The organism is Dysgonomonas termitidis, assembly GCF_054657735.1.
Genome location: NZ_BAAHYD010000002.1, coordinates 805,603 through 817,697 on the forward strand (window position 1 = coordinate 805,603; position 12,095 = coordinate 817,697).

At 40.6% G+C, this 12,095-nt stretch carries 12 protein-coding genes; 11 read left to right on the top strand and 1 reads right to left on the bottom strand.

Translation table 11 applies throughout. The features are described 5' to 3' along the window. From pdxA to ACYQ3L_RS07455, 10 genes are all read left to right on the top strand, one after another. Nucleotides 1-1,083, top strand: a complete 1,083-nt coding sequence (pdxA, locus tag ACYQ3L_RS07410) for a 4-hydroxythreonine-4-phosphate dehydrogenase PdxA (RefSeq protein WP_379994082.1) — start codon at nucleotides 1-3, stop codon at nucleotides 1,081-1,083. Between the two features lie 60 nt (nucleotides 1,084-1,143). Continuing rightward, nucleotides 1,144-1,854 carry a sugar phosphate nucleotidyltransferase gene (locus ACYQ3L_RS07415; RefSeq protein WP_379994083.1) on the top strand — a complete coding sequence of 237 codons (711 nt, stop codon included), beginning with the start codon at nucleotides 1,144-1,146 and terminating at the stop codon, nucleotides 1,852-1,854. Continuing rightward, nucleotides 1,841-2,704, top strand: coding sequence for a hypothetical protein (locus ACYQ3L_RS07420; protein WP_379994084.1), 864 nt, complete (start codon nucleotides 1,841-1,843; stop codon nucleotides 2,702-2,704). The genes ACYQ3L_RS07415 and ACYQ3L_RS07420 overlap by 14 nt, the downstream gene beginning before the upstream one ends. A gap of 128 nt (nucleotides 2,705-2,832) precedes the next feature. Continuing rightward, complete coding sequence (locus tag ACYQ3L_RS07425) at nucleotides 2,833-3,306, top strand: phosphatidylglycerophosphatase A family protein (RefSeq protein ID WP_379994085.1); 474 nt, start codon at nucleotides 2,833-2,835, stop codon at nucleotides 3,304-3,306. Then, entirely contained in the window at nucleotides 3,291-3,848 is a 558-nt protein-coding gene (locus ACYQ3L_RS07430) for a GtrA family protein (protein WP_379994086.1), read from the top strand. Before ACYQ3L_RS07425 ends, ACYQ3L_RS07430 begins: the two co-directional genes overlap by 16 nt. Nucleotides 3,849-3,902: 54 nt before the next feature. Then, nucleotides 3,903-4,649: a CDP-alcohol phosphatidyltransferase family protein gene (locus ACYQ3L_RS07435; protein WP_379994087.1), complete on the top strand. Its 747-nt coding sequence runs from the start codon at nucleotides 3,903-3,905 to the stop codon at nucleotides 4,647-4,649. Then, a complete protein-coding gene (locus ACYQ3L_RS07440) occupies nucleotides 4,650-5,585 on the top strand; it encodes a phosphoinositol dihydroceramide synthase (RefSeq protein ID WP_379994088.1) in 936 nt (311 codons plus the stop codon). It abuts the gene before it with no gap. 71 nt (nucleotides 5,586-5,656) lie between these two features. Beyond that, a complete protein-coding gene (locus ACYQ3L_RS07445; protein ID WP_379994089.1) occupies nucleotides 5,657-6,484 on the top strand; it encodes a lysophospholipid acyltransferase family protein in 828 nt (275 codons plus the stop codon). Nucleotides 6,485-6,977: 493 nt separating this feature from the next. Beyond that, on the top strand, nucleotides 6,978-7,703 hold the full coding sequence (locus ACYQ3L_RS07450; protein ID WP_379994091.1) for an HAD family hydrolase: 726 nt from the start codon (nucleotides 6,978-6,980) through the stop codon (nucleotides 7,701-7,703). 241 nt (nucleotides 7,704-7,944) lie between these two features. Further along, complete coding sequence (locus ACYQ3L_RS07455; protein ID WP_379994093.1) at nucleotides 7,945-9,240, top strand: inositol-3-phosphate synthase; 1,296 nt, start codon at nucleotides 7,945-7,947, stop codon at nucleotides 9,238-9,240. 72 nt (nucleotides 9,241-9,312) lie between these two features. Here the strand turns inward: ACYQ3L_RS07455 and coaA are convergent, their stop codons facing one another. Then, a complete protein-coding gene (coaA, locus tag ACYQ3L_RS07460) occupies nucleotides 9,313-10,254 on the bottom strand; it encodes a type I pantothenate kinase (protein WP_379994095.1) in 942 nt (313 codons plus the stop codon). A 403-nt stretch (nucleotides 10,255-10,657) separates the two neighbouring features. Between coaA and ACYQ3L_RS07465 the strand changes: the two genes are divergently transcribed. After that, nucleotides 10,658-12,043, top strand: a complete 1,386-nt coding sequence (locus ACYQ3L_RS07465; RefSeq protein ID WP_379994126.1) for a sugar porter family MFS transporter — start codon at nucleotides 10,658-10,660, stop codon at nucleotides 12,041-12,043. The last annotated feature ends 52 nt before the right edge of the window (nucleotides 12,044-12,095 follow it).

A 12,095-nucleotide genomic window follows, 5' to 3' on the forward strand; every position in this document is an offset into this window, starting at 1 on the left:
ATGATAAAAGTAGGTATAACACAAGGTGATATAAACGGGATAGGATACGAAGTTATCCTGAAAACGTTTGCAGATATCCGGATGGCAGAGATGTGCATCCCTGTTATTTACGGATCGGCAAAGGTGGCGTCCTATCATCGGAAAGCGATGGAACTGCAACCGGTTTCTTTCAATCAGATCAATAATGTGAAGGATGCGGTGGTAAACAAAGTGAATATCATCAACTGTATCAATGAAGATACTAAAATTGAAATAGGGCAATCGACCGCAATAGCAGGGGAAGCGGCATATAAATCCCTTGAAAAGGCGGTTGCGGATCTCAAAAACGGGTTGATTGACGTCCTGGTGACAGCCCCTATCAATAAACATAATATCCAGCGTGAAGATTTCCACTTTCCCGGTCATACCGAATATCTTGAAGAGCGTTTCGGCAAAGACGGGGACAAAAGCCTGATGATTCTCATCAAGGATTCGCTTCGTATTGCCCTCGTAACGGGGCATATTCCGTTGGCAGATGTCCCAAAATCGCTGACTAAAGAAAAAATAACAGATGCGGCCATGCGTTTCGAAGCCAGCCTGAAACGTGATTTCAGAATAGGCAGGCCACGTATTGCGGTATTATCCCTCAATCCGCATGCCGGAGAGAACGGCTTGCTCGGAACAGAAGAAAATGATATTATTACTCCTGCCATAAAGGAATTACAAGATAAAAAGGTACTTTGTTTTGGACCTTACCCTGCCGATGGATTTTTCGGGGCAGGTGAATTCGCCAAATTCGACGGCATACTGGCAATGTATCACGATCAGGGTTTAGCTCCTTTTAAGACCTTAGCTATGGAAGACGGTGTTAACTTTACAGCCGGATTACAGATCGTCCGTACATCTCCGGCTCACGGGACAGCCTATGGTATAGCCGGAAAGAATGAAGCATCGGAAGAATCCTTCCGTCAGGCCGTTTATATGGCCATAGATACATTCGGCAACAGGATAGAATTTGATAAGGCTCATGCAAATCCGTTGAAAAAGCTATATGTTGAAAAAGGCGGCGATAATGAAGTCCTTGATCTGACTGCTGAAGAATAAATTTTTTTACTTCCGGATTAAACCTTTTTGGCTGGCTTTAGTCAAAAAATATTAATATTTATGAATTATGCTATAATAGCGGCGGGGGAAGGCTCCAGACTGGCTCAAGAAGGTGTTACTTTGCCGAAGCCTTTGGTAAAGCTGGAAGGAAAGGAAATGATTCGCCGGTTGATTGATATTTTTCTCAGGAATGATGCATCTTCGATAAGTGTTATTGTCAATGAGGAGATGGTGCAGGTTCAGGAATATATATCCGGGCTGAAACTGGATGTGCCATTTAATATTGTGGTGAAATCTACCCCGAGTTCTATGCATAGTTTCTTTGAATTACGAAATTTTCTGAGAGATGGAAAGTTCTGCCTGACAACAGTCGATACCATTTTCCAGGAAGGGGAGTTCAGAAATTTTATACGGGCTTTTGCCTCAGATGAGGATAATGACGGAGTAATGGCTGTAACAGATTATATCGACGATGAAAAACCATTGTATGTGGAAGTTGACAGTAAAATGAATATAAAGGGATTTCCGGATCATTCGGATAATTGTAAATATATATCGGGAGGAATTTACGGACTTACTCCCAGGGCAATAGATACATTAGAATCCTGTATCGAAGCAGGGCAGTCACGGATGCGTAATTTCCAGCGGCAGCTGGTAACTGATAACCTGAATCTGAAAGCATTTCCTTTTGCTAAGATCGTTGATGTTGACCATGCAGAGGATATAAAGAAAGCGGAGCAATTTGTAAAAAATAAAGATGTCAAAAGTTAGAATCGCAGGAATCAAAAGGAATACAAAGTTCTCTCCCAACCATATTGGAAACGATGGTATGATATTCAACCTTACCGCTGAATGCCTGCGGAGCATGGGATATGAGGTGAGGGAATATACGGAATCGGAGTTTGTGTTGAGTGAAGAAAATGAGAGGTATATTTTTAATATGGCCCGTGATAGAAGCACAATCAAGAGGCTGAAACAATGCGAGAAAAACGGTGCGATAATCCTGAATCCGGGAACAAGTATCGAAAACTGTACCCGTACTACCATGACACGTTTGCTGATAGACAATAATATTCCACACCCTGAAAGTATAATCATGGATGTAACTGACGACCCTACCGGAGAACTGGAAAAAATGAATGCCGGAGCTTTTTGGGTAAAGAGAGGCGATTCACATACCATTCACCGGGAGGATGTAGCTTATGCACGTAATATAGAGGAAGCTAAATCCATTTTACAGGAATTTGCATTACGCGATATACCTAATGCCGTGATAAATGAACATCTGGTCGGAGATTTAGTGAAGTTTTATGGAGTATACGGCACGGATTTCTTTTATTGGTTCTATCCGTTCGATCTGAGCCTTACCAAATTCGGGTTGGAAGCAGTAAACGGAGATGCAAAGGAATTCCCGTTCGATTTGGATGCATTGAAAAAGACCTGTAATAAAGCGGGGGAGGTACTGAATGTAGATATATACGGCGGTGATTGTATTGTCGCAGCGGATGGTTCATTTAAGATTATAGACTTTAATGACTGGCCTAGTTTTGCTCCTTGCCGCGAAGCATCTGTTCCGTATATAGCAGAACGCATATCACAGAAAATATCGGTAAATATGTAATATCGGCAAAATACCGGCAGGGTTGCTCAGGTAGCCATTTTAAGGAATTTAAATGTAAGTAAATTATATATTTTTAACCACTTTGATATCAATGCAATTTTTGATAACTTTGTGGCTTTATTGAAGAAATGAAACAAAAGAATCTCTTTTATATAATTATCGCATCAGGCTTTGGTACGGGCTTTTCCCCGTTTGCTCCCGGCACGGCGGGCGCAGCATTAGCTACTATTATATGGATTGCCCTTTCTTTTCTCGTTTTCCCTTTTTCCTTATTTCTGATAACTATTGCATTAATCATCATATTTACAGCTCTGGGCGTCTGGTCATCAAACGTTCTTGAACCTTCATGGGGAAAAGATCCTTCCCGTATCGTAGTAGACGAAATGGTGGGAGTTTGGATAACCTTACTTGCGGCTGATGCCGGCAATGTATATCACGCGCTGATTGCATTCGCCTTGTTTAGGCTATTCGATATCTGGAAACCCCTGGGAATTCGTAAAATGGAGAATCTGAAAGGCGGATGGGGCGTAATGATGGATGATGTGCTTGCAGGAGTGTATGGCTTTATAATATTATTGGGAGGAAAATGGCTGATTGGATAAAGAAGGTCACGAAAACCGTCTCTGAAAAAGGAGGGATTTTCATGTTTGTGCGGGCGCAGTTCTCCTCACAGATATCTAGTCTGACTGACTTTACAGTAACCATATTACTCACTAATATTTTTGGCGTCTTTTATGGTAATGCGACCCTTTTCGGCAATATTTCGGGAGGAGTGGTTAATTGTATTATAAACTATAAATGGACATTCAAGGCTCAGGATAGTAAGATACGCGATGTTGCTATTAAATATGTGATGGTTTGGCTGGTCAATCTGTTCCTTAACAGAGAAGGGACGGTATTGGTGACTGAACTGGTGATGAAATGGCTTCCTATGGAGAGCCTGCCGGAGATTATAGCGAATAATGTATTCCTGATACCGAAGATAATTGTCTCGTTGATCGTCGGGTTCGGATGGAATTACAACATGCAGCGTCTCTTTGTATATAAGAACAGGGATTTCAAAAAGTATTTTAAGAAAAATACGCAAAAAGATAATAAAGAAGAAGTTATAGAATGTGAAAAGGAACATGCAGATGACATATAGAAAGGTGTTGCTGTATACGATATATATAAATCTTAAAAAAGGGGAAGGATAAAAATGAAAGCTAGAGATATTGCTCAACAGATAATTTATAAAATTATTGACCCTCTTGTCAGGGGGATGGTAAAGATTGGTATTACACCCAATTTTATTACGGCCACAGGGTTGGTACTGAATGTTGTAGCTTGTATTATTTTTATTTGCGGAGCTATGCGGGGAAAAATCTTTTTCGGGCATACCTACGGCCATGAAGGCGATTTGTCGTTTGTCGGTTGGGGGGGATTCGTTATTTTATTTGCCGGATTGTTTGACATGATGGACGGGCAGGTTGCCCGCGTCGGTAAAATGAGTTCCCGTTATGGCGCACTGTTTGATTCGGTACTCGACCGTTATAGCGAGCTGATTGTGTTGTTCGGTATTTGCTATTATCTGATCCTGCAAGGATATTTCTTTAGCTCGTTATTTGCCTTTATCGCTCTTATCGGGTCCATGATGGTAAGTTATGTGCGTGCCCGTGCCGAAGGATTAGGGATAGAATGTAAAGGAGGGTTTATGCAGCGTCCCGAGCGTGTGGTGACTATTGCTGTGGGGTGTATACTCTGCGGCTTGTTCGGATATTTCTTTCCGTATTATCGTGTCGCTGTGCCTCACAAAGAGAGTATTCCTTTGTTTGAGCCGATATTAATTATGGTGGTACCGATTGCTTTCGTCGCCGTATTTTCCAATATTACAGCTATTAACCGCCTGAGACATTGCAAAAGGGTGTTGCAGGAACAAGACAGAAAAGAAAAAGCAGGAGAATAAATGAAGTTACAGATTTCTTTGCCGACTCTGAGAGAGAGCATTATTGTTGTAGGGATAACTATCCTGTTTTCGATATTGACAAGTATATTCGTAGGATTTCGTCCTGAGCATTTTCTTTTGATCGCACTTTTTCTCTTGTTGTTTTTTGTGAATGCCAAGACCCGGAAATTAGCCGTAGGATTATTGCCGTTTCTTATATTCGGTATTTCTTACGACTGGATGCGTGTATATCCTAATTATCTGGTGAATCCGATAGATGTGGAGGGATTATATAATCTGGAAAAAGCGTTATTCGGTATTACAGTAGATGGTGCAGTACTTATTCCTTGCGAATATTTCACCCTGCATACGAGCGCAATAGCCGATTTCTTAGCCGGTATTTTTTATTTGGGCTGGGTACCTGTTCCGGTGGCATTCGGTCTATACTTATATTTCAAGAAAGACAGGGATATGTTCCTTCGCTTTGCAATGGTTTTCCTCTTTGTCAATCTGCTCGGTTTCACTTGTTATTACATTCATCCCGCTGCACCGCCATGGTATGCGATGAATTACGGGTTTGAGCCGATATTGAATACACCCGGTAATATGGCCGGATTAGTTCGTTTCGATGAACTGATAGGCTTCCCGCTGTTCAATTCCATTTACGGGCGCAATGCCAATGTATTTGCCGCGGTTCCGTCCCTGCATTCGGCATATCTGGTAGTGGTGCTGTTCTATGTAGTAAAGAAGAAATGTAACCGGGGAATATTGTCCGTTGTTTTAATATTCTTGGTTGGTATATGGTTTACAGCAGTATATACGTCTCATCATTATATTATAGATGTACTGTTAGGCATTCTTTGCGCGGTTGTGGGCATCGCATTGTTCGAATTTGTATTGATGAGGCTGGGCTGGTTTAAATCATTTTACAGCAAATATCTTAATTATATTAAGTAGTTACGAGTTACAAGTTACGGGTAGACAAGATATGAATTGTAAACTCCTGACTGATAACTGAAAAAAGGCTTATGAAAGAAAAACTGATAAGCAGGGATATGATACAGAACCTGCATCCTGTATTCAGGGGGCGTTTTGGAAATACCCTTACGAATATTGTGTTCAGTGTAGGAGGCTTAAATAAGGTAAATGCTATTTACGATGCCTCCAAACAATATACAGGTCTTGAATTTGTGAATGATATGCTCGACAAAATGGGGATCATCCGCAAGTATGAGAATTACGAGGTTCTCGATCAGTTTAAAGAAGGGCCGTTCATCACAGTTTCGAACCATCCAATAGGCCATATAGATGGAATAATAGCTATCAGTACAGTGGCAAGCAAGCGTAAGGACTACAAGATGATGGTAAACTGGATGCTGAGCCAGATAGATACTATGGACGAGCATTTTATCGGAGTCAATCCTTATGCTAAAGGAAATAAGATGAAAGATCTGAAATCGAGTCTGGGAGGAGTAAAGCAATGCCTGGAACATTTGCATGACGGACATCCGTTGGGGCTGTTTCCGGCAGGAGGTGTATCAACCAATCATCTGACTAAGACCGAAGATCGTGAATGGCAACCAACTGTTCTTAAATTGATAAAGAAAGCAAAGGTCCCGGTCATTCCTATGTATATAGATGGAAGCAATTCGTGGATATATCGTACATTAGGATTTATAAGCTGGAAAATAAGGACTGTACGTCTATTGCATGAAACGACTAACAAAAGAGGTAAGACTATTTATGTACGTTTTGGTAAACCGATCTCAGTTGAGGAGCAAGCCAAATTCACAGATATAAAAGAGTTTGGCGAATTTCTGAAAGCACAGACTTATGCTATGAAGAAGAAAAGATAATCGGACGTATTCCGGTATACATTTCGACATTAAGATATAAGAGGCTGAATTTAAAAGGACAGCCTCTTTTAACGCTTGTGAAGTAGTCCGGACTCGAATAACAAAATAAATATCAGATTATCCGCTTTATTTTCCATCTATCTTTATCTATATTATCGAACAAGTAAAAGCAACGGGATTCACTAAAAAGTAACACTCTGAAAAGACTTTAATCATGTTACCTTTGTTACCTTTTTATATAGTGTCCCTGGTGTAAATCTTTGTGTCCCTTGTGGTAAAGAGTTTTAACCACCAAGTACACGAAGGAAATCACAAAGGGCACAAAGACTAAAAAAACTGTTACTTTTGTTACCTTTTGGAGAAAGATACGAGATACTGCGCCCTAGGGCAGTTACGAGTTACGAGTAGACAAGATACGAGTTGTTAACTGCTGACTGTTTACTGTTTACTGAAATAAGTGTTACCTTTGTTACCTTTTAAGATTTGAAAAAGAATGTTGGATATAAGTAAAATAAAAGGAATAATCTTCGACTACGGAGGTACTATCGACAGCAATGGGAAACATTGGGGCGAAGTGCTTTGGGATGCATATGTGGATAATGAAGTACCTGTTTCGAAAGAACAGTTTCGTGAAGCTTATGTGTATGCCGAGCGTTATCTTGCTACACACCCTGTTATTGAAGCAGAAGATAATTTTTTTATATTACTTGGAAAAAAGATAGATTTACAGGTAAATTACTTAATAAATAAAGGCTTTTTATCCGAAAATGATAAAACAAAGGGTTATAGCCTTGCTATTTCGACACAATGTTATACCTTTGTCAGAGATTTAATAGAAAAAGAGAAGCCTTTACTCAAAATATTGAAGAGCCGTTATCCCATGGTATTGGTTTCTAACTTTTATGGAAACATACAATCTGTGCTAACTGATTTCGGCTTGTCCGGATATTTCGACGATATTATAGAATCGGCTGTAGTAGGAGTAAGGAAGCCTGATCCGGCTATATTCGGTCTGGGCGTCCAGAATCTGGATTTACCTGCTTCTTCAGTTGTGGTTATCGGGGATTCTCATTCGAAAGATATTGTGCCTGCTTCACAAAACGGGTGTCAGACTATCTGGCTCAAAGGTCAGGGGTGGGGTGACGAGGAAGAGAATGCCACGGCAAATATCATTATTTCCGACTTCATGGAGTTGAAGTCTGTTTTTCAGATAGGCTGAAAAACGCGTACTTGATTTTTGGGTAATAATATGGAGTCAGTAAGGATTCCGGTTTTAATAATGGATACCGTTTGTATGGTAGAAAAGCCCGGGTTGGGAGAATAAAATAAGACTGGTTTTCGCTGAAGCTATACTATTATATAGGATTTTGCGGAAACAGGAGATAATATCCTGAAGAAACTTGATCCAGAGTTTAAAGGATTGCTGCGGGTTGCAGTGTATTTTAATTTAATTAAAAAAAATGGGAAAAGTACAATTAAAAGAAGCCAATGGAAAACTTGGTATTCTAACAGTTGGAGTTGGTGCAGTAGCAACAACATTCATGGCAGGAACGTTGCTAACACGTAAAGGACAGGGAGTTCCTGTAGGGTCAATCACTCAATTGGCTACAATGCGCTTAGGGAAAAGAGAAGAAAACCGCTTCCCTAAAATCAAAGATGCAGTGCCTTTGGCTGATCTTAATGATGTCGTATTCGGTGGATGGGACATTTTTGAAGAAGATGCATACGAGGCTGCAAAACATGCAGATGTTTTAACAAAAGATGACTTGGACAAAGTTAAAGATGAAATGCAGGCTATCAAACCGATGAGAGCAGTATTCGATCAGGACTTTGTAAAACGTTTGCATGGTACTTGGGTAAAATCGGCTCCTACAAAGTGGGAATTGATGGAACAAGTAAAACAAGACATCGAAAACTTCAAAAAAGAAAATAATTGCGATCGCATCGTAGTTATCTGGTGCGGTAGTACAGAAGTATTCACTCCGCTGGGTGAAGTACACAAAACACTTGCAGCTTTCGAAAAAGGACTGAAGGAAAACCACAAAGACATTGCTCCTTCAAACGTTTATGCATATGCAGCAGTATCTATGGGAATACCATACATCAATGGTGCTCCTAACCTGACTGTAGACATACCTGCAATGTGGGAACTGGCAGAGAAAACTCAGACTCCGATATGCGGAAAGGACTTCAAGACTGGTCAGACAATGTTGAAGACTGTATTGTCTCCAATGTTCAAGACCCGTATGCTCGGTCTTAACGGATGGTTCTCTACAAACATTCTTGGTAACCGCGACGGTGAGGTACTGGACGATCCGGGTTCATTCAAGACAAAAGAAGAATCGAAACTTTCGGTTATCGATAACATCCTTCAACCGGAACTTTATCCTGAACTTTACGGTAATGTTTACCACAAGGTTCGTATCAACTATTATCCACCCCGCAACGACGATAAAGAAGGATGGGATAACATCGACTTGTTCGGATGGTTAGGTTACAAAATGCAGATGAAGGTAGACTTCCTTTGTAAAGACTCTATTCTTGCGGCTCCACTTTGCCTGGACCTTGTTCTGTTTACAGACCTGGCTAAACGTGCGGGAATGAGCGGTATACAAGACTGGTTATCTTTCTACTTCAAGAGTCCTATGCATGAGCCTAGCAAGGTTGCAGAGCATGACTTGTTCATCCAATATGTGAAGTTGAAAAATACACTTCGCCAGATGATTGGAGAAGAAACAGTAGATTTTATCGACTAATTCTTACCCTGGATAAAATGAGAAGGAGACATCCCTACAGATGTCTCCTTTTTTATGTAACTATAATGGTACTTATTTCCTTAGCCTCACATAGTCCACGGCATGCCCTTCTCCTTTATGTAGTATCAGACTGGCCCGTTCACGTGTAGGGAGGATGTTTTTACGCAGATTCTTGCGGTTTATTTCTCTCCAGATGGTTTTTGCGGTATTGATCGCGTTCTTGTCAGCCAGTTTGGCAAAGCTGTGAAAATACGAATCGGGATTCGTAAATGCTCCTTTCCTGAACTTCATAAAACGGGAGATATACCACTCTTCCAGTTTCTGCTCATCGGCATCCACATAGATGGAAAAATCTACAAAATCGGAAACGAAAATACGGGGTTTTTCATCCGGATAATCCATTCCGCTCTGCAATACATTCAATCCTTCCAAAATAAGTATGTCCGGCTGGTCTATGACCTGATACTCGTTAGGGATAATATCATAAATGAGATGCGAATATTTGGGTACTCTTATATTTCTTTTCCCCGCTTTCAGGTCCGTAACGAACTTCAACAGTGTCTTTATATCATATGATTGAGGGAATCCTTTCTTGAGCATAATGCCTTTTTCTTCCAATGTAGCGTTTGGATACAGAAATCCATCGGTGGTTATCAGTGATACTCGCGTATCCTCTTTCCAACGGCTAAGTAATGCCTGTAATACACGTGCAGTTGTGCTCTTGCCTACCGACACGCTACCGGCAATCCCGACAATGAAGGGAACTTTCATCGATTTCTGATTGAGAAACTTTGTCAGTACCGACTGGCGGCTGGTACGCGCATTGAAGTAATAACTCAATAAACGGGAGAGAGGCAGATAGATGTCTTCTACTTCGTCGATAGAGAGTTCGTAGTCGATGCCCTGCAGCGTCAGCAACTCTTCATATGTGAGCGTCATCGGTTCCGAGTCGCGGAGAGCAGCCCATTGATTACGGGAAAACTGAATGTAAGGACTCGAAGGAAATGCTTCCATTCTTTCAATTTTAGAATACGAATGCTACAAAGGTAGAAAAACTTACAGGTTATGAGTTATTATAACATGAGTATTTTATCTATAGGTAAAGCTTATGGCTTTGGAGTCCTTTGAAGTATTGGTATAAGTAGTAAGTAATGAGCGGTAAGAGGGAAGTAAAGAATTGGAAGCGGCAGCTTTTTCTATTGTTGTCAAACTATGTTCTGGTATTTATAATTTCCAAGGAATTAAAAAATCAGAATCAGCCCAAAACAATAATTATATATTTTACAAGAAAGCCATATGTAGTTATGCAGAGGATCAAATTGTAATATTTTACATGTATTTAAAAAATCCTTACATCTTTAGCAGGGAAGAAACCTCTAATTTTGCTTCAGTAATAATCCAATATCTAACTAACATTATAATATCCATGAAAGAGCGAAGAAAAAACTATCTTTTACTTATCACTTTTGTTTCGGCTATGGGAGGCCTTCTTTTCGGCTATGACTGGGTTGTCATCGGAGGTGCTAAACCATTTTATGAAGTATATTTTAATATTGCCGATTCCCCGGTTATGCAAGGCTGGGTAATGGGAAGTGCTATTTTAGGATGTCTTGTGGGAGTGATGGTTTCGGGAAGTTTATCCGACAGGTACGGAAGGAAGCCGCTAATGATCGTTTCTTCCCTCATATTTATTATAGCTGCTATTGGTACAGGTATTTGTAATGATCTTTCATGGTTTATAGTGTACAGGGTATTGGGGGGCATTGGCATTGGCATGGCTTCAAATCTGTCTCCGATGTATATTGCAGAGGTTTCCCCGGCAAACGTAAGGGGTAAGTTTGTGTCGGTCAATCAACTGACAATTGTAATTGGTATACTCTCGGCTCAGATTGTAAACTGGCTTATAGCAGATCCCGTGATGCCGGGTGAAGATATCCTGGCCTCCTGGAACGGGCAGATGGGATGGCGCTATATGTTTTGGACAGGAGGTGTACCCGCCGTTGTATTCTTTCTGATGCTCTTTATCTTGCCGGAGAGTCCGCGCTGGTTAAGTACCCGTAATGAATTTACCAAATCGGAAAATATATTGAACCGCATCGGGGGAAAGGCTTATGCAGAAAACGAAATTGCGACTCTCAAAGCGGCAGTTTCGGAGGTGAAAGAGAACGTAAATTATAAACTACTATTCAAAGGAAAGATGCCTAAGATATTATTGATAGGTATTGTTATTGCAGCTTTCCAGCAATGGTGTGGTATTAATGTGATATTCAACTATGCTCAGGAGATATTTTCAGCAGCCGGATACGGAGTATCCGATATATTATTCAATATAGTTGTTACAGGGGTGACTAATGTTATATTCACGATAATTGGCATGTATACGGTAGATAAACTCGGACGCAGAGCGTTACTTTTATTCGGAGCAATAGGATTGGCGCTTATCTATGCGGCTCTGGGGGCATGCTACTATCTCGAAATATCCGGCATTGCCGTATTGTCGCTCGTTATGCTGGCTATCGGTTGTTATGCAATGAGCCTGGCTCCGATTACATGGGTGGTCATTTCCGAAATATTTCCCACACGTATCAGGGGGATGGCAATGGCGGTGTCAACATTCTCTTTGTGGACAGCATGTTTTATCCTTACATATACATTCCCTCTTCTTAATAGTGGATTAGGGGCATATGGCACATTCTGGCTATATGGAATAATCTGCCTATTAGGATTTATATTTATTAAAGCAAATTTACCTGAAACGAAAGGTAAATCACTTGAAGAAATAGAGAAAGAATTAACAAAATAAATAAAGTATTTAAAGGCCTTATCTTCAGTTGCGTAAGTAGATTTGTTATTTG

Excerpts from the sequence above, each read along its gene's own strand:
- ACYQ3L_RS07450 (WP_379994091.1), top strand. The coding sequence starts at position 6,978 with ATGTTGGATATAAGTAAAATAAAAGGAATAATCTTCGACTACGGAGGT.
- pdxA (WP_379994082.1), top strand. The coding sequence starts at position 1 with ATGATAAAAGTAGGTATAACACAAGGTGATATAAACGGGATAGGATAC.
- coaA (WP_379994095.1), bottom strand. The coding sequence starts at position 10,254 with ATGGAAGCATTTCCTTCGAGTCCTTACATTCAGTTTTCCCGTAATCAA.
- ACYQ3L_RS07425 (WP_379994085.1), top strand. The coding sequence starts at position 2,833 with ATGAAACAAAAGAATCTCTTTTATATAATTATCGCATCAGGCTTTGGT.
- ACYQ3L_RS07430 (WP_379994086.1), top strand. The coding sequence starts at position 3,291 with ATGGCTGATTGGATAAAGAAGGTCACGAAAACCGTCTCTGAAAAAGGA.
- ACYQ3L_RS07435 (WP_379994087.1), top strand. The coding sequence starts at position 3,903 with ATGAAAGCTAGAGATATTGCTCAACAGATAATTTATAAAATTATTGAC.
- ACYQ3L_RS07445 (WP_379994089.1), top strand. The coding sequence starts at position 5,657 with ATGAAAGAAAAACTGATAAGCAGGGATATGATACAGAACCTGCATCCT.
- ACYQ3L_RS07420 (WP_379994084.1), top strand. The coding sequence starts at position 1,841 with ATGTCAAAAGTTAGAATCGCAGGAATCAAAAGGAATACAAAGTTCTCT.
- ACYQ3L_RS07440 (WP_379994088.1), top strand. The coding sequence starts at position 4,650 with ATGAAGTTACAGATTTCTTTGCCGACTCTGAGAGAGAGCATTATTGTT.
- ACYQ3L_RS07415 (WP_379994083.1), top strand. The coding sequence starts at position 1,144 with ATGAATTATGCTATAATAGCGGCGGGGGAAGGCTCCAGACTGGCTCAA.
- ACYQ3L_RS07455 (WP_379994093.1), top strand. The coding sequence starts at position 7,945 with ATGGGAAAAGTACAATTAAAAGAAGCCAATGGAAAACTTGGTATTCTA.